Below are 22,314 nucleotides of genomic sequence, written 5' to 3'. Positions count from 1 at the left end.
AGCCCGGCGCATTCGGCTTGACTTAGGCCGAGCGTCGGGCGACCTCCCGCGGCGCATGGAAAATCTCACGCTGACCGCAATCCTCCTCGGTATAGTCGAGGGTCTCACCGAATTCGTCCCCGTCTCGTCGACCGGCCACCTGATCCTCGCATCCGCCCTGTTCGGTTATGATGCGGAGGAGTGGAAGGTCTTCAACGTCGTCATCCAGCTGGGTGCGATCCTGGCGGTCGTGGTGCAATACCGGCGCACTTTCTGGGCGGCCGGGACCGGCATCCTCCACCGCCACCCCGAATCGATACGGTTCGTCGTAAACCTGCTCGTCGCCTTCATGCCCGCGGCCGTGATCGGCCTGCTGATGAAGGACTACATCGACATCATGCTAGGCAGCCCATCCGTTGTCGCGTGGGCCCTGATCGCGGGCGGCATCGCGATCCTCGTGATCGAGAAAGTCGCCAAGGAAGGCCCGCCCAGCGGCATCGGACAATTGCCGGTAAAACAGGCGCTGGGCGTCGGTTTCATCCAGTGCCTTGCCATGGTGCCCGGCGTCAGCCGTTCAGGCGCGACGATCATGGGCGCGCTCGCCATGGGGATCGAACGGCGCACGGCCGCCGAATTCAGCTTCTTCCTCGCCATCCCGACGATGCTTGGCGCCGCCACGCTTGAAATCTGGCAGTACCGCGATCTCCTGTCGGCAGGTTCGATGACGGTCGGCTGGGTCGAAATCGCGATCGGCTTCGTAGTGTCGTTCATCGTCGCACTGATCGTTATCCGCGCCTTTGTCGCCTATGTCTCCAAGGCCGGTTTCTCACCCTTTGCCTGGTACCGGATCGTCATCGGCATCGCCGCGCTGATCTGGCTGGGCGTCGCGACAGGCGGCTAACGCCCTGAAAAGGGGGTGGTCATGGCCGGCCCTTGCCAACTTTTCCACAAGCGCCGGAACCAAGGCGCACCCATCGACGTTTCTTCACCAAACGCTAATCTGAAGGAATTCGAACGATGGGTATCATAATTCTGATCATCGTCGGTGGCATCATCGGCTGGCTCGCCAGCATCGTCATGCGCACCGATGCGCAGCAGGGCATCCTGCTGAACGTGGTCGTCGGCATTGTCGGCGCCCTCATCGCCGGCCTCGTTGTCGGTGGCGACACTATCATGAACGGCTTCAGCCTCTCGGCCCTGCTGTTCTCGTTCCTTGGCGCCGTCGTGCTCCTTGCGATCGTTAATCTGTTTCGTCGTGGAACCGTTCGCTAAAATCGGCATTTAGACGGAAGTACCTATGGGGCGGCAGCCTGCTGTCGCCCCAGAATTTTGTGAAGGGGAATACATTATGAAGAAGCTTATCGCCGTTGCGGCCGCTACTGCCCTGGGCCTTGGTCTCGCTGCATGTGACAGCCCGGCCGAAAACCAGATGGAAGACCAGGCCGAAGCCATCGACGAAGCTGCTGAGGCAACTGCTGAAGCGCTGGAAGACGCCGGCATGGAAGAGCAGGCTGAAGCCGTTGAAGAGCAGGGCGAAGAAACGAAGGATGCCATGGAAGAGGCAGCCGACGACATGGACGCCACGCCGCAATAAGTTTCCGCTTCACAGCGAACTTGCGAACGGCGCCGGGAAATCCCGGCGCCGTTTTCGTTTGCAGGTTCGCATCTCTGACTCGCGAAAGGGGCCGTTTCAGCCCTGCGAACGCGGGTTTGGGTTGACTTGGCAGGGCGTTTATCGCAAAGGCGCCCACGCTTTGCGAGACGGGTCAGGCGATTCCGAATCTCGCACTTACGAATACCCGCGAGTTTTAACGTTCGCGTAGCAGGCTCAACGGCCAGCCGCGCGGCTACAGGAATTACTAGGAACACGCCATGGCGAAGCCCGCAACCGTCAAGATCCGGCTGGTCTCCACCGCCGATACCGGTTTCTTCTACGTGACGAAGAAGAACCCCCGCAACATGACCGAGAAGATGGTCCAGCGGAAGTATGACCCGGTCGTGCGCAAGCACGTCGAGTTCAAGGAAGCCAAGATCAAGTGATCTTGCGCAGCGGGGTGCACTGCCCTGCTGCATGCTTTCCGGCGGTTCGAAGGCGGGCGCAGCCACTGCGCCGCCCGCCATCCCGCCCGATCTGCCCTTCGTTTTACCTTAAGGGCGGGAACACTCCCGGTTCACAACGGGTTCAATGCCGCAAAGGTAGTAGAACCGGGATGAATACGATGAACCCTATCCGCAAGACCGCCCGCGCCATCGGCGTCGGCCTTCTCGCTCTCGCTGTACCGGCCGCGCTTGTCGCGCCGACGGTTCCGGCTGCGGCCGCTTCGGGCAACAAACTCGACCAGGCCGTGACCGCGCTTCGCGCCATCAACACGATGACGGCCAGCTTCACGCAGATCGGCCGTGGCGGCCAGCAACTCACCGGCAAGATGGTGCTGAAGCGCCCCGGCAAGATCCGCTTCGAATATTCGGGCGACGTTCCGGTCCTGATCGTTTCCGACGGCTCGCGCCTGACGATGCTGGACTATGAAGTGAACCAGAAGCAGGTCTGGCCGATCAAGAACAGCCCGCTAGGCGCGCTGCTGCAGCCGGACGGCGATATCAACAAGTACGGCACCCTGATGCCCACCAATCATGCAGACGTGACCAGCATCCGCGTGAAAGATCCCAAGCATCCCGAATACGGCGTGCTGACGCTGATCTTCGAAAAGAACGCTTCGGCCCCCGGCGGCATGGAGCTGGCAGGCTGGGTTTCTGTCGACGCGCAGAACAAGGTCACCAAGATCCTGCTCGACAACCAGCGTTACGGCATGTCGGTCTCGAACGGCACGTTCATGTTCAAGGACGTGAAGCCGCGAACCCGCCGCTAGGCCGGCTTGTTCAGGTTGGGCGGTGCATCGTTCAGGTTTCCCGTCCATCCGGCGGCCAGTCGTGCCGCCATGGCGATGAACCGCCCCAACCCAATGGTTACCGTTCATCTAATGGACAGGACAGCGCTCGTAAAAATGAACTCACAGGACACGCGGTTCGAGTTTCCCCCCTGTTGCTCGTGACCAAAGCGAACGTGTCCTGCCGAGCGTGACGAACGCGAATGGAAGCCCTCGACCCATTGCCCCCGGGTCGGGGGTTTTTCCGTTTTTGGGTGGCGCACACGGTGGACTTTGGGGCGCGGCGCTCTATTTGCCATTGCCATGGTTTCTATCGCTACCTGGAACATCAATTCGGTCCGCCTTCGGATGGAGCAAGTCGCTCGTGTCCTGACGGAGCAGGCGCCCGACGTCCTCTGCCTGCAGGAGATCAAGTGTGCAGAGCACCTGTTTCCGTACGAGGCCTTCGAGAAGCTGGGATATACCTACCGCGCGGTGCACGGCCAGAAAGGCTATCACGGCGTCGCCACGGTCAGCCGGATTCCCTTTACCGAGTTCAGTCGCCACGACTGGCAGGACAATGGTGAGGCTCGCCATGTCGGCGTCGAACTGGGCGGCCCGGGCAAGGGCATGATACTCGAGAACGTCTATATCCCCGCAGGTGGCGATGTCGCCGACCGCGAGGTGAATCCCAAGTTCGGGCAGAAGCTCGACTTCCTTGGACGCATGACGCGCTGGTCGGAAAAGATTGACCGTCCGACGCTGCTGGTCGGCGACTTCAACATCGCGCCGCTCGAATGCGACGTCTACGATCACAAGGCGCTGCTGAAAGTCGTCAGCCACACTCCGCTGGAAGTGGAAACGCTTGGCAAGCTGGGCGATGCGCACGGCTGGGTCGATCTGGGGCGCAAGCACATTCCCGCGCCCGAACGAAACTATTCGTGGTGGTCCTACCGCTCCTACTGGCGTCAGAAGGACCAGGGTCGCAGGCTGGACCACATGTGGGCCTCGCCCGATCTGGCCGCGCAATCCGTTTCGCACCGCATCGTCGAAGAAACCCGCAAGTGGGAACAGCCTTCGGACCACGTGCCGCTGATCACCGAGTTCGACCTATGAGTGTGAACGGGTGAGCACGGGCAACCCCCGCCGCGCGGCGCAGGCGATCGACGCGCTGCGCCACGGCTGGCCGATCCGGCTGGCCGGGCCGGACGGAGTGCTGACCCTGCTGAACCCCGAAACCGGCTTCGAAAGCGGTAACACCGTCGCACCGCGCCTGCTGATATCCGCCGCCCGCGCCGCGACGCTGAAGCTGGCCAACCAGCGCGAAGCCGCCGTGCCCGATGCGCCCGTCCTGATCCGCGCGGCAGAGCCTTTCACGCTCCCCCTCGCCCGCGCTCTGGCCGATCCTTCACAGGACTTGGCTCATCCGCTGGCAGGCCCGTTCGTTGCCGAGCCAATGATGGCGGGCGAGGCAGCGAAAGCAGCGATGACGCTGGCAAGGCTTGCGGGGCTGCTTCCGTGCTTCCTGGTCGATCCGGCACCGGCGGAAGGCGCGGTCGATTGCGACGTCGCGGACCTGACGGCATTTCAGGACCCGCACCGTCTGACCATCCAGACCCGCGCGAACCTGCCAACCGCTGCCGCCGAGGCTTGCGAGATCGTGGCTTTCCGCGCACCTGACGACCTTCGCGAACACGTCGCGCTGATCGTGGGTGAACAGCGTACGGATCGCACTCCGCTCGTCCGGCTCCATTCCGAATGTCTGACCGGCGACGTACTCACCAGCCTCAAGTGCGACTGCGGCCCGCAGCTCGATGCTGCGCTTCACGCCATGGCCGACGAGTCGGCAAAGGGCGGATACGGCGTCCTCCTCTACCTGCGGCAGGAAGGGCGCGGGATCGGGCTTATAAACAAGCTGCGCGCCTATCGCCTTCAGGATCAGGGATTCGACACGGTCGATGCCAACAACCGGCTCGGCCTGCCGACCGAGGCACGTGATTTTCCGGTCGCGGCACGGATGCTGGAGCTGATGGGCATTCCCGCGATTCGGCTGATGACAAACAACCCTGCCAAGGTCGATGCGCTGGAAGCCGTGGGCGTCACCGTTGCAGAGCGTGTGCCGCACCAGTTGCCCGCCAATCCCCACAATGCGCGCTATCTCGACACCAAGCGCGACCGGACCGGGCACATCTTGTAGCAATCTGCCGCTTGCAATCGGCCCGCTTTGCCCCCATTTTCGGAAACGCGGGACCGGGCCCCTCTGGCGCGGCGTCCCTGGCTCAATGGCCAGCGAACGCCACGTGATGTCGGACCGCATCGGGTAAGACCGATGCCAGTCCGGGCCTTCTTCGAAGCGCCGCAAACCCAACCGGACCATCGCTCCCTTACCCGATCGAACGACCACCGTTTCGAAAGGGAACATACATGTCCGACCACCTTTTCCGCCTGCTCGAGCGTTTGCAGAAGCTCGACGATCAGCTTCGCCGCGCCCAGCGCCAACGTAAAGACCGGCAGGAAATCGCCCGCCTTACGCTGATGAAGTCCGCGCTGCGCCACCGCCTAGCGCGGCTATCCGCCCGTTCCGCGTTCATTCGCGCCATGCCTGCACACTGACAGGGAGCGAATAGATGGAATTCCTCTTCGCCGACTGGCTCGGCACACCGGCGTGGTTCTGGCTCGCCTTCCTCGGCATCGTCGCGGCGCTGACCGCCTTTGACCTTGGCATCCTGCACAAGGAGGACCGGGAGATGGGCATCGGCGAATCGCTGAAGCTCACTGCCTTCTACATCGGCATCGCGTTGCTGTTCGGGGTGTGGGTCTGGTTCGCCAAGGGCGGCGAGGCGGGGATGCAGTACTACACCGGCTTCTTCATCGAAAAGGCGCTGTCGATCGACAACGTCTTCGTCATCAGCCTGATCTTCACCTTCTTTGCCATCCCTGCGAAATACCAGTACCGCGCCCTGTTGTGGGGCATCATGGCGGTAATCGTCCTGCGCGGGTTGATGATCGCGGGCGGGGCGGCGCTGGTGCAGGAAGCGTACTGGGTGCTTTACATCTTTGCCGCGTTCCTGGTGTTCACGGGCATCAAGATGTTCTTCACGTCCGACCATGATCCCGACATCGGCAACAACCCTGCCGTGCGCTGGATCAGCCGCCACATGCGCGTGACAAAGGAACTGCACGCGCAAAAGTTCTTCGTGAAAGTGCCCGATGCGAACGGCAAAATGGTGCGAGCCGCAACGCCGCTGTTTCTGGCCCTAGTCGTCATCAACCTGGCTGACCTTGTCTTTGCCGTGGACTCCGTGCCCGCGATTTTCGCGATCACGACCGACACGTTCATCGTCTATACGTCGAATATCATGGCCATTCTGGGCCTGCGCGCCCTTTATTTCGCGCTGGCGGCGATGATCGATCGCTTCACGTACCTGAAGTATGCGCTGGCGGCCGTCCTGGTGTTCATCGGCGGCAAGATCTTCGTGGCCGATTTCCTGCTGGGCGGGGCCAAGTTCCCGCCGGCGATCAGCCTCGGCGTCACGTTTGCGCTTATTGCGAGCGGTGTTGCCTATTCTCTCTGGAAGACACGGGAAGAGGCGCAGTTGCCTTCTTCCTAATCAACCTTGGGCGGGCGGCCACGGCGTGGCTGCTCGCTCACCCCCACCTTCACCCCGCGACGGGAAAGAGCCTCTCGCAAGAGAAACTCGATCTCGGCGTTGACCGAACGCAGGTCGCGCGCGGCCATACGTTCGATCTCGGCATGGAGCGCCGGATCGAGCCGCAGGGCAAAGGGTTTGCGTGTCGCAGGCACCGGTTGCTCTTAATGGTTGTAGAGCGTGCCGGTGTTGACGATCGGCTGCGTGTCGCGTTCACCGCAAAGCACGACCATCAGGTTGGAGACCATTGCCGCACGGCGTTCGTCGTCGAGATGCACGATGCCGTCTTCGGACAGCTTGGCCAGCGCCATTTCCACCATCGAGACCGCACCCAGAACCAGCTTGGCCCGCGCGGCGATGACTGCCTCGGCCTGCTGGCGGCGCAACATGGCGCCGGCAATTTCGGGCGCATAGGCAAGGTGGGTAAGCCCCGCCTCGTCCACCACGATACCGGCTACCTTCAGACGCTCGTTCAGCTCGGTCAGCAGTTCGGCGTTCACCTGGTCGCCATCACCGCGCAGCGTCGTCTCGCCTTCCTCGATGTCATCATAGGGGTGGCGCGAACCGACAGTGCGCAGGCCCGCCTCGATCTGGATGTTCACGAATTCGCGATAGTCGTCGACGTCAAAGCTGGCCTGCGCCGTATCGCGCACGCGCCACACGACATTGCAAGCGATCTCTATCGGGTTGCCGCGCAAGTCGTTGATCTTGATGCGGTCCGAATGGATGTTGTTCGCACGCGCCGATATCTTCTTGCGCCCCATCCACGGCCAGACCCAGCGCAGGCCATGACTGCGATCCGTCCCGCGATAGGAGCCGAACAGCGTGATGACCGCGGCCTGGTTCGGCTGCAGCATATAGAAACCGGACGAGAAGAACGCGAGCACGAGTGCGCCGACGATGATCGGCACGAGCATCGGTTCGTAACTGCCGAACAGGCCCCAGACGATGGCCACAAGGCCGAGCAGAATAATGAGCAGGACCGGGTAGCCACTCGCGGTGCTGGCACCGGTCTCGTGGCTGGCTTCCATTGATTTGAGTTCCATATGATTCCCCCGTTCTGATATAAATATGATATCACTTTTATATCAGAAACGAGGAACCCGCAAACAAATCAGGAATGTTGGCGGATCACCGTCAGGAACTGGTCGCCGTAGGCGTCGAGCTTCTTGGCCCCGATGCCGGGAAGATCGGCCAGCGCCGCGCGGGTCTGCGGCTTGAAGCCTGCCATGTCGCGCAGCACCGCATCGTGGAAGATGACATAGGGCGGAACCCCGCCTTCCTTTGCGAGGTCGCGGCGCAGCACGCGCAGCGCATCGAACAGCGGATCGCCCACGGGGTTGAGCGCCTGCCCGCTGCCCTTGCGGCCCCGCCCCCGCTCACGCTTGGGCGGGAGGACGAGATCGAGCGACAATTCACCCTTGAGATAGGTGCGCGCCTCGGGCCCCAGCATCAGCCCGCCATGCTCGGTCGGAAGCAGCGCCCCGCGCACCAGCAGCGCGCGCTGAACGGGTTTGAGAAGCGCCGCTTCCTCGCCCTCGACGATGCCGAACACAGACAGGGTATCGTGGCCTTGGCTGTTGGCGCGTTCGCTGGACTGGCCCGTCAGGATACTCTCGACATAGCCCGCCCCGTACATTTGCCGCGTTCGCGCCACGGCGGAGAGGTATTTCTGCGCGGTCACCGTTGCGTCGACCGATTTCGGCGGCTCGAGGCAGTTGTCGCAATTGCCGCAAGTTTCGGGCGGGCTCTCGCCGAAATGGCGCAGCAAGATCGCGCGGCGGCAGCCGGCCGTTTCGACCAGCGCGCCCAGCGCGGACAGCCGCGCGCGTTCGCCCTGCTGGCGCGCCTCGTCCACTTCCTGCACCCGCATCCGCGCGCGGGCGAAGTCGTCCGCACCCCAGAACAGGTGGGCGCTGGCGGGATCGCCGTCGCGGCCGGCGCGGCCGGTTTCCTGATAATAGGCCTCGATCGACTTGGGCAGGCCGGCGTGGGCGACGAAACGCACGTCGGGCTTGTCGATGCCCATGCCGAAGGCGACCGTGGCGCACATCACCATGTCTTCGGAAGCCACGAAGGCGGACTGGTTCGCCGCACGGACTTCGGGCGGCAGGCCTGCGTGATAGGCGCGCACCTCGCGCTTGCCGTCGGAAAGGGCCTCGGCCAACCGCTCGGTCGCGGCACGGGTCGGGGCATAGATGATGCCAGGGCCGGGATTGGCCGCCAGCAGCCGGCGAAGCTGCTGCGTCAGCCCTTCGCGGGCGCCGATGACATAGCGGATGTTGGGCCGGTCAAAGCCCGCGACGATCATGCCCTCTTCGGGAATGCCGAGCTGGGCCAGGATGTCGGAGCGGGTATGCGCGTCCGCCGTCGCGGTCAGGGCCAGCCGCGGTACGCCGGGGAACAGCTCCATCAGTGGGCGCAGCAGGCGATAGTCGGGGCGGAAGTCGTGCCCCCATTCGGAAACGCAGTGCGCCTCGTCGATCGCGAAAAGCGCGATGCGGCATTGGCCCAGCAGCTCGCGGAAATGCGACTGGCTGGCGCGTTCGGGCGCGACGTAGAGCAGGTCCAGCTCTCCGGCGCGAAGGCGGGCGACGGTTTCGGCGCGGTTCTCGTCCGCGCTGGTCAGCGTCGCGGCGCGGATGCCGTTTGCTTCTGCGCTGCGCAACTGGTCGTGCATCAACGCGATCAGCGGGCTGATGACGACGCAAGTGCCGTCCACCATCGTTGCGGGCAACTGGTAGGTCAGCGACTTGCCCGCGCCCGTCGGCATGACGGCCAGCGTCGACTGGCCGGACAGCACGCGGTCCAGCACCTGCTGCTGCACGCCGCGAAAGGCGCGGAAGCCGAAGACGGAATGTAGCCTTTCGAGCAGCGTCGCCTCGTCCGGCGCGGGGCCGAAGACCACCGGTTCGGGCGTGAAGTCGGGATAGTCCACGCGCTCGAAGTCGTTGTGTTGGTCGAACGGGTCGAAATAGGGGGCGTCTGATGGCTCTGCCATGCACGAGCCTTTGCCAGACCTTGGGGCCGCAGGAAAACCGCCTGCGCCCAGCAAAGGGGGCAAAGCCGTGGATAGCGTCGGCGAAATGCACCGCCGCGTTGCACTTTCGGCCCAGAGGCCGCGCCGCGCGGGCGTGATAGCCTCATCGCCAAAGAATCGAGGGGAATGGGATGCACAGGCTTATCAGGCCCGTCAGCGGTTCTTTCGTGGCGCTCTTGGCGGCACCTGTGGTGATGGTACAGCCTGCACCGCCCGCGCCCCCGGCGCCTGCAACAAGTTCTGCGCTAAACGGTCAGAAACGCATTATCCTCCACACCCGCGACGGACAGGCCATTCCCGTCGGCCCGCCCTATTCGCGGATCGACCGTTTCGACGAACCCGAAGGCGACAACTGGATCGCGCGACTAACGATCGAGTGACCGGTCAGAGCCGGTAGTTAAGGCGCACGCCCATCATGTCGATTCCCGGGTTCTGGCCCGAATTGAACAGGCGCGCGTGGCTGACGTGCATCCAGCTTGCCTCGATCGAGAAGCGTTCGTCGATCCGGGTCCCGATGGCGATTTCGGGTTCGAAAAGGACACGGCTGCCGAGTTCGAGATGGCGGCCGTCGGGCGCGATTTTTTCTTCCGGCCCGTCGTGGATGGCGATGCCGACAGCGGGGCGCACGTAGACCGGCCCTTTGCCGATCTTCCAGCTGAGGCCCACTGCGGCGAAGTTCGTACCGCCGTCGCTGTTTACCGAGCCCAGCACGTAGGGAGCGGGCTTGCCGACGAAGTCCAGCGCCCCGATCCGGTCGAAGCGATATCCGATTACGCCGTCGACGCCACCCTCACCGGTCTCGAAGGTGAAGGGCGTGTCTACGGCGTGCGCGTAGGCTCCGATGAAGATTTCGTCGGCCTGCGCCGGAGTGGCCAGAAGGACGATACCGGACAAGAGCGGGATGAGTGCGAAACGGGTCATTCACTCTCAAACCCTCATGAAGCGCATGACGTTCCGCAAGATCACGCGAACAGGTTCCAGATATCTAAACCGACGACGTCGGTTGGCCGCATGACTTTCGCTGGCGCTGCCCGTCAGGGGCGTTCTGCGACCGGTGTGTTGCCCGCTTGCCTTGTCCCATGTGCGCAAAGAAGCAGCGTAATCGATTTGTCTTTCCCCCGTCACCGACCTCGCCTAACCGGGCCGGCTTTATGACTGACGCAGCCCTCTCCCCGACTCGCCACGATGCGGCTTCGCTGCGCGCCGAATTCGGCGCGACGGCGCGACTGGCCGTGCCGCTGGCGGCGGCGAACCTGTTGCAGATGGCGGTCTATACCATCGACGTGCTGTTCATCGCGCGGATCGGGACACAGGAACTGGCAGCCAGCACACTGGCGGTATCCAGTTATGGCCTGATGCTGTGGTGCACGATGGGGCTCATCAGCGCGGTCGCCCCGATGGCCGCCACCGCGCTGGGACGGGGCCGCCACGCGGTTCGCGAAGTGCGGCGGTCTTTCCGCATGGCGCTTTGGCTGTCGGTTCTGGCGGGCATCGCGGTAATGGCGGGGTCCAACCTTGCCGAACAGTTCATGCTGCTGACCGGGCAGAGCGAACAGATTGCCGCGATGGCGGGCGAGTACCTGCGCTGGCTGTCCCCTGCGGCGATCCCGGTGCTGGCGGCCGCAGCCTTGCGAATCTTCGTATCGACGATGGACCGTGCCGTGATCGCGACCTGGGTGACGGTTCTGGCCCTGATCGTGAACTTCATCGGCAACTGGCTTCTGATCTTCGGCAACTGGGGCTTTCCGGCGCTTGGCCTGAAGGGCGCGGCGATTGCCAGCGTAATCACGTCTCTGGTCGTGCTGGCCGCCTATGTCGCGATCATCCAGTCGGACCGGAGGATGCGGCGACACTACCTGTTCGGGCGCCTGTGGCGGCCCGACTGGCAGCGATTGCACGAATTGTGGCGCGTCGGCCTGCCGATCGGAGCGATCACTCTGGCCGAGGGCGGGCTGTTTTCCGGCGCCGCATACCTGATGGGCGCGATCGGAATGCTGGAACTGGCGGCGCATACCGTGGCCTTGCAACTGGGCGCGCTGGCGTTTCAGGTGCCGATGGGCATCGCGACGGCGGCTACGATCCGTGTCGGACTGCACAACGGCGCCGGATCGAGAGAGGGCATACACCGCGCCGGGCTGGCGGTCGTCTGGGTCGTGATCGGTTTTGCCGGGCTGTTCGCGGCGGCGATGATCGGTATTCCCAAGGTGCTGCTGTCGTTGTTCTTCGATGTCGACGCGCCCGCCAATGCGGATGTCGTGCCGCTTGCGGTAACTTATCTGGTCGTCGCCGCCGCGTTCCAGTTGTTCGACGGCGCGCAAGTGGTTCTGGCAGGGCTCCTGCGCGGTCTGTCCGATACGCGGGTGCCCTTCATCCTTGCCGTGATCGGCTATTGGATCTTCGGGTTCGGAACGGCCTACTATCTGGGCTTCCACACCGAATTGGGCGGACTGGGCGTCTGGATCGGTCTTGCCGTCGGGCTGATCGTCACCTCGGCCCTACTGGGCTGGCGCTGGCACCGGCGCGAGAGTCTCGGGCTTGTCAGTGGCGGGCGATAGATCCGCCACGAACGCCCGGCTGCAAGCAGACCACGGCCCGTCTCAAAAAAACTTGATGAACGCCGCTTGACGACCACGTTCACCCCGACCATATCCAGCCCCGCTGGCACTCTCCACGCGGGAGTGCCAATCGCAATAACCAACCCTTTAATTGGAAGAGGTCATCATCATGGCATTCCGTCCGCTGCACGACCGCGTACTGGTCGAACGCATCGAAGCCGAAGAAAAGACCGCCGGTGGGATCATCATCCCCGACAGCGCCAAGGAAAAGCCCTCTGAGGGGCGTATCGTGGCAGTCGGCACCGGCACCCGTTCGGAAAACGGCACCGTCACCCCGCTCGACGTCAAGGAAGGCGACCGCGTCCTTTTCGGAAAGTGGTCGGGCACCGAAGTCAAGGTCGACGGCAAGGACCTGCTCATCATGAAGGAAAGCGACCTGCTCGGCGTCATGGCCTGAGCATTTTCGCGAACCTTCTGACTCACTAAATTCCCAAGAGGAGAGAAAACAATGGCTGCCAAGGACGTGAAATTCTCGCGTGACGCACGCGAACGCATCCTGAAGGGTGTCGACACCCTCGCCAACGCCGTGAAGGTCACGCTGGGCCCCAAGGGCCGCAACGTCGTGATCGACAAGAGCTTCGGCGCACCCCGCATCACCAAGGACGGCGTCACCGTCGCCAAGGAAATCGAACTGAAGGACAAGTTCGAGAACATGGGCGCGCAGATGTTGCGCGAAGTCGCCTCGAAGGCGAACGACGCTGCCGGTGACGGCACCACCACCGCCACCGTGCTGGCCCAGGCCATCGTGCGCGAAGGCATGAAGTCGGTTGCCGCCGGCATGAACCCGATGGACCTGAAGCGCGGCATCGATCTCGCCGTTACCAAGGTCGTCGAGAACCTGCAGGGTCGTTCGAAGGACGTTTCCGGCACTTCGGAAATCGCCCAGGTCGGTGTGATTTCGGCCAATGGCGACAAGGAAGTCGGCGAAAAGATCGCCGAAGCCATGGAAAAGGTCGGCAAGGAAGGCGTGATCACCGTCGAAGAGGCGAAGGGTCTCGAATTCGAACTCGACGTTGTCGAAGGCATGCAGTTCGACCGCGGCTACCTGTCGCCCTATTTCGTCACCAACGCAGAGAAGATGACCGTCGAACTGGATGATCCGTACATCCTGATCCACGAAAAGAAGCTCACCAACCTTCAGCCGATGCTCCCGATCCTGGAAGCCGTCGTGCAGTCGGGCCGTCCGCTTCTCATCATCGCGGAAGACATCGAAGGCGAAGCGCTCGCCACTCTCGTCGTCAACAAGCTGCGTGGCGGCCTGAAGATCGCTGCCGTCAAGGCTCCGGGCTTCGGCGATCGCCGCAAGGCCATGCTGCAGGACATCTCGATCCTGACCAACGGCGAAATGATCAGCGAAGACCTCGGCATCAAGCTCGAGAACGTTTCGCTGAACATGCTCGGCCAGGCCAAGCGCGTCACCATCGACAAGGACAACACCACGATCGTCGACGGTGCCGGCGACGCAGAAGCCATCAAGGCCCGCGTCGAACAGATCCGCGCGCAGATCGAATCGACCACGTCGGACTACGACCGTGAAAAGCTGCAGGAACGTCTCGCCAAGCTTGCTGGCGGTGTTGCAGTCATCAAGGTCGGCGGTGCTTCGGAAGTCGAAGTGAAGGAGCGCAAGGACCGCGTCGACGACGCCCTGCACGCAACCCGCGCAGCCGTCGAAGAAGGCATCGTCCCGGGCGGCGGCACGGCCCTGCTCTATGCCACCAAGGCTCTCGAAGGCCTGAAGGGCGACAACGACGACCAGACTCGCGGTGTCGACATCATCCGCCAGGCCATCATGGCCCCGGTTCGCCAGATCGCGACCAACGCCGGCTTCGACGGTGCGGTCGTCTCGGGCAACCTGCTGCGCGAAAACGATGAAACGCAGGGCTTCAACGCTGCCACCGACACTTACGAAAACCTCGTCGCTGCCGGCGTGATCGACCCGACCAAGGTCGTTCGCACCGCCCTGCAGGACGCGGCCTCGGTTGCCGGCCTGCTGATCACCACGGAAGCCGCGATCAGCGACATTCCGGAAGACAAGCCCGCCATGGCGATGCCCGACATGGGCGGCATGGGCGGCATGGGCGGCATGGGCGGCTTCTAAGCCTCCGCGCCATCCAAGGCTCGAAAAACAGGGCCGCCGGACACGGGTCCGGCGGCCCTTTTCGTGGCAGAGTTGCAAGTGATTTGAACGGACTTGCCCCGGTGTTGCACCGCCCTGCGGCAGATTTGGCAACTTAACATCGAATTTTACGCCCAGCGGGACACTTACACCGCTTCACGCGTTGCCAAAGGGAACGATAACGCGAACAATCCGAAAAGGACGACTCATGCGACTGCCGCACAAGGCTCATCTCGCCATCGTCGATGGCGCCAGCTTCACCCTGATGCGCAACGACGGTTCGCCCAACTCGCCCTCCCTGACCGCTATCGACCGTCCCGACGTGGAGGGCACGAACTACAGCGCAGGCGTGCGTCACCAGGACGATATCGGCCAACGCAAGGGCAGCACGGATCTCAACGAATTGGCCCATGCGGCCGCCGTTGCGGAATATCTCAATCAGGCCGTCCTGCAGGGCAAGATCGACAAGCTGGCCATTGCCGCCGATCCCAAAACGCTGGGTGAAATGCGCCGCCACTATCACAAGTCGCTTGAAGCCGTGCTCGTTGCCGAAGAGGCAAAGACGCTGACGGGCGAGCCTGTTGCGAGGATCGAAAAAGTCCTCCTCTCCGACTGATCAGAAAGTACGTCTATTGATGGACGGGTCGCAGTTTACCCAAACCCAGTATCGCAACACGGCGCCTGCCCGCGAAAGCGCGGCAGACGCCGAAGCCATTGTGACAGAGCTTGAGAATCGCGGACGCACCGCGCGCTTCGTGCTGCGCGACCGCACGCGCGAAGAGCACGAGGCGACAGAGGCGGCTTTCGCGCCGTTCGATCTTGAGAATATCGACCATTACCGCGCTTTCCTGACCGCACATGCCATGGCGCTGCCGCGTCTTGAATTGCGCGTAACGGGCCTCGGCTGGCAGGGTTGGCATCCGCGCTATCCGCGTCTTGCCGACGATCTCGCCGCGCTCGGCATTCCGCTGCCTGCGCCAATGATCGCCTTTTCAGTCACCCCGGTCACGGCATGGGGCGTGCAATATGTGCTCGAAGGCTCGCGCCTTGGCGGCAGGGTTCTGTCCGATCGGCTTCCCGCAGGCACGCCGCGCCGCTACCTTTCGCCCGATCCCGACATGGGCGGCAACTGGCAATCGTTTTGCGCAGCATTCGACGATGCCTGCACGGGCGCCGACTGGCTGGACGAAGTCACCGACGCGGCTATAGATACGTTCCGCGCATTCCGCAGGGGTGCGGTCGCGATGACGGAGGACCTTCGTTGAACCGACCCGAAACGGGCATGGACGCGGTTGACCTGACCAATTGCGATCGTGAACCGATCCATATTCCCGGCAATATTCAACCCATCGGCTTCCTGATTGCGGTCGGCGCGGACTGGATGATCCAGCGCGCGGCCAATACCGAACCCTATCTGGGTATCGAGCCGATTGGCCTTCTGGGCCGTCCGTTGCATGACATTTTCCTGCCGCATGCACTCAACTCGCTTCGCGCCCGCGTTGGCAGCCTTCGTGGTGACGATGCGGTAGAACGGTTGTTCTCGGTAAAGCTGATCTCCGACGCCAAGTCGTTCGACGTCGCGATCCACTTCTCGGGCCGCTCGATCATTATTGAGTGCGAAACTGCCCGCGGCGACGAGATCGAGGTTTCTTCGCTCGTTCGCAGCATGATAACGCGCATCCAGTCGACCGAAACGATTGAGAACATACTGCGCGAAGGCGCGCGGCAGGTCCGCCTTCTGACAGGCTTCGACCGAGTGATGGTCTATCGCTTCGGCCACACCGGATCAGGCGAAGTCGTGGCAGAGGCGCTTGAGCCGGGGATCGACAGCTTCCTTGGTCTCAACTTTCCCGCCTCCGATATCCCGAAACAGGCGCGCCAGCTTTACCTTCGCAATGTCTTTCGCATCATCGCCGATGTAAACGACGAGCCCAAGGCGATCGAACCGGTCACCCAGACCGAGCCGCTGGACCTCTCGCTCTCTCTGTTCCGCGCCGTATCACCGATCCATGTCGAATACCTGAAGAACATGGGCGTGCGCGCTTCGCTGTCGATCTCGATCATCATCGACGGCAAGCTGTGGGGCCTTTTCGCATGCCACCACTACAGCCCTCGGCTGCCCAGCTTTGCCGAGCGTAGCGCGGCCGAACTGTTCGGCCAGATGTTCTCGCTCGTCCTCGAAAGCCGGTTGCGGTCGGAAATAAACGCCTACGAGGAAAAGGCCCGCCGCGTCGCGGACCGCCTTATGGCCGCCGCTGCGCGAGACACCGACAGGCTGACCGACGCGCAGTGGATGGGCGACCTCGTACTCGACGCGATCCCCGCAGACGGTGTCGGCGTCTTCGTCGAGGACAAGATCTCGCTGAGCGGACTGACCCCGAACGAGGATCAGTTCCGCCGCCTTGCCAATGTCCTCAACCGGGGTGAGGCAAGCCAGATCTTCACGACCAACCGGATCAGCGAGATCCTGCCCGAAGCAGAGGAATACAGCTCGCGCGCCGCGGGTCTTCTTGCGGTGCCGATTTCGCGCCGCCCGCGCGACTACGTCGTCCTTTTCCGCGGCGAACGCCTGCGCTCGGTGCGCTGGGCGGGGAACCAGGAAAAGGAGATCGAGTACGGTCCCAACGGCGCGCGCCTGACCCCGCGCAAGAGCTTTGAGGAATGGTCCGAACTTGTCCGCGGCGAAGCTGTCCCGTTCTCGGAAGCCGAGATGCGGGTGGCCGATACCCTGCGTTCGACGCTTCTCGAAGTCGTCCTGCGCCTGACCGAGGCGGCGAGCGAAGACCGCCGCCGCGCGAGCGAGCAGCAGAAGCTGCTCATCAGCGAGCTCAATCACCGCGTCCGCAACATCCTCGCGCTGATCCGCGCGCTCGTCGGGCAGACCAGCCGCGAGGTGGACGACGTGGGCGCCTTCATCAACACCCTCGATTCGCGCATCCAGTCACTGGCCCGCGCGCATGACCAGCTTACTGCCGACCAGTGGGGGCCGGCGCGGCTGGAAGACCTGATCGCTACCGAGGCAAAGGCCTATTTTCAGGAAGAGCGCCAGTCGGTCCGCATGAACGGGCCCGACATCGCGATCATGCCCGATGCGTTCACTGTGCTGGCTCTCGTCATCCACGAACTCGTCACCAACGCGGCCAAGTACGGCGCGCTGAGCGACAGCGGCTCGGTCGACGTCAATTGGGACGTGGGCGAAGACGGCGCGCTGACGATCGACTGGCGCGAGATCGGCGGCCCTGCCGTGATGCCGCCCAAGCGGCGCGGCTTCGGCACGACCGTGATCGACAATTCGATTCCCCACGAACTCGGCGGTGAAGCGCAGACGTTCTACAAGACTGCCGGTTTCGAAGGACGGTTCGTAATTCCGGGGCGCTATGTCGTCCGATCGCGCGGCAAGGAAATTCACAAGGCGGTCCCCGCCAACAAGGCAGGAGGCGAAGCCCTGATTACCGGAAAACATGTCCTGCTGGTCGAGGACAGCGCACTGATCGCTCTCGATGCGGAAGATTCGCTGCGTGAACTGGGCGCGGCTGAAGTCTACCTTGCTGCGAACAACGGCAATGCGGCAAAGGTGCTGGAAGAGCGGCAGATCGATCTTGCCGTGCTCGACTTCAACCTGGGGCGCGAGAACTCTTCACCGACGGCGGAAAAGCTGATGAACGCGGGCATCCCCTTCATCTTTGCATCCGGTTATGGCGGCGAGGATGTAATGCCCGAGCGGTTCCAACACGTCCCGATGATCGTTAAGCCCTATGGCACCGAACAGATGGGGCAGGCGCTCGCCGAACTCGCGGTTCAGAAGAACCCCGAGGCCGGGTCAGACTGACGGCATCTGCTGGCTGGCGCAATGGAAGCTGCCGCCGCCGGCCAGAACCGCCCGTGCCGGAATGCCAACCGCGCGCCTGTCGGGGAACAGTGCGTCGACTGCCGCTACCCCGTCCGCGTCGTGCACCGTACCGTAAGTCGGCACGACTACGATGTGCGTAGTGATCGCGAAGTTCATGTAGCTGGCAGGCTCGACGAAATCGCCCGAGGTGACGAGGCCGGGCGAAGGCACGTCGACGACTTTCAGACCCGCCGCCCTCGCCCTCTCACGCGCATCGGCATAGATCGCGCGGTTGGCATCGTCCGGTCCGGTCGGCACCGGCAGCGCCAGCGTCCCTTCGGCAACGAATCGGGCAAGATTGTCGACATGGCCATCGGTGTGATCGTTGAGCAGCCCTTCACCCAGCCAGACGACGCGTTCCATGCCGAGATCGGCGGCAAGCCGGCCTTCGATATCATCGCGCGACATCTGCGGATTGCGATTGGTATTGAGCAGGCACTGTTCGGTCGTGACGACCAGCCCCGTGCCATCCCCGTCGATCGCTCCGCCTTCGAGGATCCAGTCCGACGTTTCCAGCGGCAGTCCGGCATCGCGGGCAAGTTCCGCACCCACGGTCTGGTCGCCGTCCATCAGGTACTTGCCGCCCCAACCGTTGAAGCCGAACCGGCGTGCCGAGCGATTGCCCGCGCCGTCGGACAGCACCAGCGGGCCGGTATCGCGCAGCCATACATCGCCATAGACCCGCCGTTCCAGCTTGACCGCTGCACTCGTCAACTGGCGCGCGCGCATCTCGTTCGCGCCGTCGCGGACCAGAAGGCGCACTTCCTGCCCCGTCTCCGCCACGGCGTTGGCGAAAGCGGCGATTTCCTCCTGTGCCTGGTCGATCACGCCCGACCATTCCGACGCATCATGCGGAAAGCCGATCCAGATCCAGTCCTGCGCGTGCCATTCGGGCGGCATCCGCCAAGAATTGTCGGTCATGTAGGGCTTTCCGTCCTGAAGTTCGGGTAAGGCGGGCACCGGTGCCAGAGGCCGCGCGGGCAGGCAATGGCTCTATTCACGCGAGAACAGGCCGCTCGCCGTTGCGTTCCCCATCTGGTAGCCCCTTGGCCATGACCTCGACCAAGCCCTTCTTCGCCGCGTGCCTTGCCCTGTCCATCGCGGGGTGCGGCGCCGATCCCGAGCCCCAGCCAACCGGATCGGAGAGCGAACCTACCCCCGCGCCAAACGCAGCGGCCACCCCACTAACGGGCGAATCGCGCTTCCCGCAGTCGTTTCGCGTGCTCGGCACAGAACCGTTCTGGGCCATTCACGTCAGCGAAGGGAAATTGCGCTACATGACTCCCGAAGATCAGGAAGGCCGGCAGATCGAGATCCAGCGCGAGCAGACCGAGCGCGACGAGCTTGCCCTGTCGGGAACGCTGGAGGGTGAGGCACTGACGCTTTCCGTTACGGAAGAGCCGTGTTCCGACGGAATGTCCGATCGCAGCTACCCCTTCGCCGCAACCCTGCGGCTCGGCAAGGCGACCCTCAGGGGATGCGCCCGCCCGACCGAACCTTGATGCTGCGTCGCACAATTTGCCTGGCAGATTCATACTATCACTACAAACAGATTTTGATCACATCCGTAATTTACCCTTTAAAACATGGATTTATATCGTAGGTTGCATTTTTCGCAAACATACTTCACCTTTTCGCACTTGCGAGATGCCGCCCGAAACCGCATTCAGAGGGGGCCTTACAGGCATCCTCTCCCAAACTTACACGGCCCGGTCGGTCTTTCCGCCCGGGCCTTTTTTTGTCTCGAATCCGCGAGGCATGCTGTCACGCCTGTTTGCATACGGCGGAACCACTCCCCATCTCGTCCTTTGACACTGTACCAGACAGGACGAGGACGAATTCATGGCCGACGCAGGCGCTGCGATCGAAAACGAGGTCAAGCTGCAGGTCGCAGCCGCAAAGCAGGAGGAATCGGGCCACGGCATCGCCCGTATCCCCCGCACCGCGATGGCCACGTTGGGTATTACCGAAGGCGACGTGATCGAGGTCGAGGGCAAGCGCACGACGCCGGCCCGCGCTCTCCTGCCTTATCCCGAAGACGAGGGACTGGACGTGATCCGGCTCGACGGGCTTGAACGCGGCAACGCCGAAGTCGGGTCTGGCGAGCATGTCGTAGTCCGCAAGGCCGAATCGCGCCCCGCCACGCGAGTCGTCTTTGCCCCGGCCCAGCGCGAGATGCGCCTGCAGGGCCCGGCAGAGGCACTGCGCCGCAACTTCTTTGGCCGCCCGCTGACTGCCGGCGACCTTGTCGCGACGCGCGGGCAGCAGCGCGTGCAGGACATGCCGCCCGAAATCGCACGCATGTTCAACGCGCCCGCCTATGCGCTGACGCAAATCCGCCTGTCCGTCGTGTCGACCAGCCCCAAGGGCATCGTTCACATCGACGAAAATACCGAAGTCGAGCTGAAGGCCGAGTTCGAGGAACCGCGCGATGCGCGCGCATCAGTCAACTACGACGACGTCGGCGGAATGAGCGAGACCATCCAACAGCTTCGCGAGATGGTCGAACTGCCACTGCGTTACCCCGAACTGTTCACTCGCCTCGGCGTCGATCCGCCGAAGGGCGTCCTGCTGCACGGCCCGCCGGGCACCGGCAAGACCCGCTTGGCCCAGGCGGTCGCCAACGAATCGGACGCGAACTTCTTCCTGATCAACGGACCCGAGATCATGGGTTCGGCCTATGGCGAATCCGAAAAGCGGCTTCGTGAGGTGTTCGAAGAGGCGGAGAAGAACAGTCCGTCGATCGTGTTCATCGACGAGATCGATTCGATAGCGCCCAAGCGCCAGAACGTGCAGGGTGAGGCGGAAAAGCGCCTCGTCGCACAACTTCTGACGCTAATGGACGGACTCCAGGCGCGGTCAAACCTCGTCGTCATCGCGGCCACCAACCGGCCCGACGCCATTGACGAGGCTCTACGCCGCCCCGGCCGCTTCGACCGCGAGATCATCGTCGGCGTACCGGACGAGAAGGGCCGCCGCGAAATCCTTGCCATCCACACCCGCGGCATGCCGCTGGACGAGGACGTGGACCTAAAGGAACTGGCGCGCACGACGCACGGTTTCGTCGGCGCCGACCTCGCCGCCCTTGCGCGCGAGGCCGCGATCGACGCGGTGCGCCGAATCATGCCGCGCATCGATCTCGATGCCCGCACGATTCCGCCCGAGGTGCTGGATGACCTGAAAGTCATCCGCGACGACTTCATCTCTGCGTCAAAACGCATTCAGCCCAGCGCCATGCGCGAAGTCATGGTGCAGGCCCCGTCGGTCGGCTGGTCCGACATCGGCGGCCTCGACGATGCGACCGAGATGCTGCGCGAGGGCGTGGAACTGCCGCTGAAGAACCCCGATGCGTTCAAGCGTCTGGGCATCCGTCCGGCCAAGGGCTTCCTGCTCTATGGCCCGCCAGGCACCGGCAAGACGCTGTTGGCCAAGGCCGTCGCCAAGGAAGCGGAGGCGAACTTCATCTCGATGAAGTCGTCCGACCTTCTGTCCAAGTGGTACGGCGAGAGCGAGCAGCAGATTTCCAAGCTCTTCGCCCGCGCCAGACAGGTCGCGCCCTGCGTCGTCTTCATCGACGAGATCGACAGCCTTGTCCCTGCTCGCGGATCCAGCGGTAACGAGCCGCAGGTTACCGCGCGCGTGGTCAACACGATCCTTGCCGAAATGGACGGGCTGGAGGAACTGCAGTCGATCGTCGTTATCGGAGCCACCAACCGGCCCACGCTGGTCGATCCCGCGCTGCTGCGACCGGGCCGTTTCGACGAGCTGGTCTATGTCGGCGCACCGAACGAGCCGGGTCGGCTGCACATCCTCAAGATCCATACCTCGGCAATGCCCTTGGCCGAAGATGTCGATCTGGCCGCCATCGCCAAGCAGACCGAGCGTTACACCGGTGCTGACCTTGAAGACGTAGTGCGCCGCGCAGGCCTCAACGCCATCCGGCGCGAAGGGTCTTCCGTCTCTTCGGTAAACAAGGCCGATTTCGACGATGCGCTGAAGGATTCGCGCCCCACGGTCACCGACCACATGGAAACCGAATACGCCAAGATGCGCGGCGAGCTGAAACGGCGTGCAGCCGAAGTGAACCCGATCGGGTTCGTGACACCGGGGATGCTGAGCCCAACCCGCGACAACAAGCACGAGTAGACAAAAGGCCCGCCA

The 22,314-nt window shown here is 63.3% G+C and carries 23 protein-coding genes; 18 read left to right on the top strand and 5 right to left on the bottom strand.

Annotated elements, in window-relative coordinates:
- The first annotated feature begins 55 nt into the window (after positions 1–55).
- From A9D15_RS10630 to A9D15_RS10590, 9 genes are all read left to right on the top strand, one after another.
- Positions 56–880, top strand: coding sequence for an undecaprenyl-diphosphate phosphatase (locus A9D15_RS10630; RefSeq protein WP_066764732.1), 825 nt, complete (start codon positions 56–58; stop codon positions 878–880).
- Positions 881–996: 116 nt separating this feature from the next.
- A complete protein-coding gene (locus tag A9D15_RS10625; RefSeq protein ID WP_066764729.1) occupies positions 997–1,251 on the top strand; it encodes a GlsB/YeaQ/YmgE family stress response membrane protein in 255 nt (84 codons plus the stop codon).
- A gap of 76 nt (positions 1,252–1,327) precedes the next feature.
- Positions 1,328–1,573: a hypothetical protein gene (locus A9D15_RS10620; RefSeq protein WP_066764726.1), complete on the top strand. Its 246-nt coding sequence runs from the start codon at positions 1,328–1,330 to the stop codon at positions 1,571–1,573.
- A 278-nt stretch (positions 1,574–1,851) separates the two neighbouring features.
- On the top strand, positions 1,852–2,019 hold the full coding sequence (rpmG, locus tag A9D15_RS10615) for a 50S ribosomal protein L33 (protein ID WP_066764720.1): 168 nt from the start codon (positions 1,852–1,854) through the stop codon (positions 2,017–2,019).
- A gap of 170 nt (positions 2,020–2,189) precedes the next feature.
- Positions 2,190–2,846 carry a LolA family protein gene (locus tag A9D15_RS10610; protein WP_066764717.1) on the top strand — a complete coding sequence of 219 codons (657 nt, stop codon included), beginning with the start codon at positions 2,190–2,192 and terminating at the stop codon, positions 2,844–2,846.
- 321 nt (positions 2,847–3,167) lie between these two features.
- Positions 3,168–3,959: an exodeoxyribonuclease III gene (locus tag A9D15_RS10605; protein ID WP_066764715.1), complete on the top strand. Its 792-nt coding sequence runs from the start codon at positions 3,168–3,170 to the stop codon at positions 3,957–3,959.
- A gap of 10 nt (positions 3,960–3,969) precedes the next feature.
- Positions 3,970–5,040: a GTP cyclohydrolase II gene (gene ribA, locus A9D15_RS10600; RefSeq protein WP_066764712.1), complete on the top strand. Its 1,071-nt coding sequence runs from the start codon at positions 3,970–3,972 to the stop codon at positions 5,038–5,040.
- Between the two features lie 227 nt (positions 5,041–5,267).
- The gene (locus A9D15_RS10595; RefSeq protein ID WP_066764709.1) at positions 5,268–5,456 is read left to right on the top strand and encodes a hypothetical protein; all 189 of its coding nucleotides are present in this window, start codon (positions 5,268–5,270) and stop codon (positions 5,454–5,456) included.
- A gap of 14 nt (positions 5,457–5,470) precedes the next feature.
- On the top strand, positions 5,471–6,454 hold the full coding sequence (locus A9D15_RS10590) for a TerC family protein (RefSeq protein WP_066764707.1): 984 nt from the start codon (positions 5,471–5,473) through the stop codon (positions 6,452–6,454).
- Here A9D15_RS10590 and A9D15_RS10585 read toward each other — a convergent pair.
- The 3 genes from A9D15_RS10585 to recQ form a co-directional block, all read right to left on the bottom strand.
- Positions 6,451–6,648 (bottom strand): type II toxin-antitoxin system antitoxin, encoded by a 198-nt coding sequence (locus A9D15_RS10585; protein WP_066764704.1) that lies wholly within the window; start codon positions 6,646–6,648, stop codon positions 6,451–6,453. The genes A9D15_RS10590 and A9D15_RS10585 overlap by 4 nt on opposite strands.
- 9 nt (positions 6,649–6,657) lie before the next feature.
- Positions 6,658–7,539, bottom strand: a complete 882-nt coding sequence (locus A9D15_RS10580) for an SPFH domain-containing protein (RefSeq protein WP_066764698.1) — start codon at positions 7,537–7,539, stop codon at positions 6,658–6,660.
- A 68-nt stretch (positions 7,540–7,607) separates the two neighbouring features.
- Positions 7,608–9,494 carry a DNA helicase RecQ gene (gene recQ, locus A9D15_RS10575; protein WP_082924410.1) on the bottom strand — a complete coding sequence of 629 codons (1,887 nt, stop codon included), beginning with the start codon at positions 9,492–9,494 and terminating at the stop codon, positions 7,608–7,610.
- A gap of 170 nt (positions 9,495–9,664) precedes the next feature.
- Here recQ and A9D15_RS10570 point away from each other — a divergent pair, with 170 nt between their 5' ends.
- Entirely contained in the window at positions 9,665–9,913 is a 249-nt protein-coding gene (locus A9D15_RS10570) for a hypothetical protein (protein ID WP_156521742.1), read from the top strand.
- A 4-nt stretch (positions 9,914–9,917) separates the two neighbouring features.
- Here A9D15_RS10570 and A9D15_RS10565 read toward each other — a convergent pair whose 3' ends face one another.
- Positions 9,918–10,454, bottom strand: a complete 537-nt coding sequence (locus A9D15_RS10565; RefSeq protein ID WP_066764696.1) for an acyloxyacyl hydrolase — start codon at positions 10,452–10,454, stop codon at positions 9,918–9,920.
- A gap of 230 nt (positions 10,455–10,684) precedes the next feature.
- On the opposite strand from A9D15_RS10565, the gene A9D15_RS10560 reads away from it, so the two are divergent.
- The 6 genes from A9D15_RS10560 to A9D15_RS10535 all read left to right on the top strand — a co-directional run bounded on the left by A9D15_RS10560 (position 10,685) and on the right by A9D15_RS10535 (position 18,093).
- Entirely contained in the window at positions 10,685–12,088 is a 1,404-nt protein-coding gene (locus tag A9D15_RS10560) for an MATE family efflux transporter (RefSeq protein ID WP_066764694.1), read from the top strand.
- A gap of 169 nt (positions 12,089–12,257) precedes the next feature.
- A complete protein-coding gene (gene groES / locus A9D15_RS10555) occupies positions 12,258–12,545 on the top strand; it encodes a co-chaperone GroES (protein ID WP_066765051.1) in 288 nt (95 codons plus the stop codon).
- A 51-nt stretch (positions 12,546–12,596) separates the two neighbouring features.
- Positions 12,597–14,246 carry a chaperonin GroEL gene (gene groL, locus A9D15_RS10550; RefSeq protein WP_066764692.1) on the top strand — a complete coding sequence of 550 codons (1,650 nt, stop codon included), beginning with the start codon at positions 12,597–12,599 and terminating at the stop codon, positions 14,244–14,246.
- A 226-nt stretch (positions 14,247–14,472) separates the two neighbouring features.
- A complete protein-coding gene (locus A9D15_RS10545; protein ID WP_066764691.1) occupies positions 14,473–14,880 on the top strand; it encodes a baeRF12 domain-containing protein in 408 nt (135 codons plus the stop codon).
- 19 nt (positions 14,881–14,899) lie between these two features.
- Positions 14,900–15,529, top strand: a complete 630-nt coding sequence (locus A9D15_RS10540; protein WP_066764686.1) for a biliverdin-producing heme oxygenase — start codon at positions 14,900–14,902, stop codon at positions 15,527–15,529.
- Between the two features lie 17 nt (positions 15,530–15,546).
- Positions 15,547–18,093: an HWE histidine kinase domain-containing protein gene (locus A9D15_RS10535; protein WP_066764682.1), complete on the top strand. Its 2,547-nt coding sequence runs from the start codon at positions 15,547–15,549 to the stop codon at positions 18,091–18,093.
- On the opposite strand, the gene A9D15_RS10530 is transcribed toward A9D15_RS10535, so the two are convergent.
- The gene (locus tag A9D15_RS10530) at positions 18,085–19,074 is read right to left on the bottom strand and encodes an agmatine deiminase family protein (RefSeq protein ID WP_082924430.1); all 990 of its coding nucleotides are present in this window, start codon (positions 19,072–19,074) and stop codon (positions 18,085–18,087) included. The genes A9D15_RS10535 and A9D15_RS10530 overlap by 9 nt on opposite strands.
- Before the next feature lie 131 nt (positions 19,075–19,205).
- On the opposite strand from A9D15_RS10530, the gene A9D15_RS10525 reads away from it, so the two are divergent.
- On the top strand, positions 19,206–19,655 hold the full coding sequence (locus A9D15_RS10525) for a COG3650 family protein (protein ID WP_066764679.1): 450 nt from the start codon (positions 19,206–19,208) through the stop codon (positions 19,653–19,655).
- A 340-nt stretch (positions 19,656–19,995) separates the two neighbouring features.
- Positions 19,996–22,299 (top strand): CDC48 family AAA ATPase, encoded by a 2,304-nt coding sequence (locus A9D15_RS10520; protein WP_066764678.1) that lies wholly within the window; start codon positions 19,996–19,998, stop codon positions 22,297–22,299.
- Positions 22,300–22,314: the final 15 nt, after the last annotated feature.

The organism is Croceicoccus pelagius (genome assembly GCF_001661915.1).
GTDB lineage: Bacteria > Pseudomonadota > Alphaproteobacteria > Sphingomonadales > Sphingomonadaceae > Croceicoccus > Croceicoccus pelagius.
The sequence above is the reverse complement of the archived record's forward strand: the minus strand, read 5'-3'. Positions and strand labels throughout refer to the sequence as shown.

Excerpts from the sequence above, each read along its gene's own strand:
- A9D15_RS10625 (WP_066764729.1), top strand. The coding sequence starts at position 997 with ATGGGTATCATAATTCTGATCATCGTCGGTGGCATCATCGGCTGGCTC.
- A9D15_RS10595 (WP_066764709.1), top strand. The coding sequence starts at position 5,268 with ATGTCCGACCACCTTTTCCGCCTGCTCGAGCGTTTGCAGAAGCTCGAC.
- A9D15_RS10530 (WP_082924430.1), bottom strand. The coding sequence starts at position 19,074 with ATGACCGACAATTCTTGGCGGATGCCGCCCGAATGGCACGCGCAGGAC.
- A9D15_RS10620 (WP_066764726.1), top strand. The coding sequence starts at position 1,328 with ATGAAGAAGCTTATCGCCGTTGCGGCCGCTACTGCCCTGGGCCTTGGT.
- A9D15_RS10545 (WP_066764691.1), top strand. The coding sequence starts at position 14,473 with ATGCGACTGCCGCACAAGGCTCATCTCGCCATCGTCGATGGCGCCAGC.
- groL (WP_066764692.1), top strand. The coding sequence starts at position 12,597 with ATGGCTGCCAAGGACGTGAAATTCTCGCGTGACGCACGCGAACGCATC.
- A9D15_RS10565 (WP_066764696.1), bottom strand. The coding sequence starts at position 10,454 with ATGACCCGTTTCGCACTCATCCCGCTCTTGTCCGGTATCGTCCTTCTG.
- rpmG (WP_066764720.1), top strand. The coding sequence starts at position 1,852 with ATGGCGAAGCCCGCAACCGTCAAGATCCGGCTGGTCTCCACCGCCGAT.
- A9D15_RS10520 (WP_066764678.1), top strand. The coding sequence starts at position 19,996 with ATGGCCGACGCAGGCGCTGCGATCGAAAACGAGGTCAAGCTGCAGGTC.
- A9D15_RS10630 (WP_066764732.1), top strand. The coding sequence starts at position 56 with ATGGAAAATCTCACGCTGACCGCAATCCTCCTCGGTATAGTCGAGGGT.
- A9D15_RS10610 (WP_066764717.1), top strand. The coding sequence starts at position 2,190 with ATGAATACGATGAACCCTATCCGCAAGACCGCCCGCGCCATCGGCGTC.
- A9D15_RS10525 (WP_066764679.1), top strand. The coding sequence starts at position 19,206 with ATGACCTCGACCAAGCCCTTCTTCGCCGCGTGCCTTGCCCTGTCCATC.
- A9D15_RS10605 (WP_066764715.1), top strand. The coding sequence starts at position 3,168 with ATGGTTTCTATCGCTACCTGGAACATCAATTCGGTCCGCCTTCGGATG.
- groES (WP_066765051.1), top strand. The coding sequence starts at position 12,258 with ATGGCATTCCGTCCGCTGCACGACCGCGTACTGGTCGAACGCATCGAA.
- A9D15_RS10560 (WP_066764694.1), top strand. The coding sequence starts at position 10,685 with ATGACTGACGCAGCCCTCTCCCCGACTCGCCACGATGCGGCTTCGCTG.
- A9D15_RS10590 (WP_066764707.1), top strand. The coding sequence starts at position 5,471 with ATGGAATTCCTCTTCGCCGACTGGCTCGGCACACCGGCGTGGTTCTGG.
- A9D15_RS10580 (WP_066764698.1), bottom strand. The coding sequence starts at position 7,539 with ATGGAACTCAAATCAATGGAAGCCAGCCACGAGACCGGTGCCAGCACC.
- A9D15_RS10540 (WP_066764686.1), top strand. The coding sequence starts at position 14,900 with ATGGACGGGTCGCAGTTTACCCAAACCCAGTATCGCAACACGGCGCCT.
- A9D15_RS10570 (WP_156521742.1), top strand. The coding sequence starts at position 9,665 with ATGCACAGGCTTATCAGGCCCGTCAGCGGTTCTTTCGTGGCGCTCTTG.
- A9D15_RS10535 (WP_066764682.1), top strand. The coding sequence starts at position 15,547 with ATGGACGCGGTTGACCTGACCAATTGCGATCGTGAACCGATCCATATT.
- recQ (WP_082924410.1), bottom strand. The coding sequence starts at position 9,494 with ATGGCAGAGCCATCAGACGCCCCCTATTTCGACCCGTTCGACCAACAC.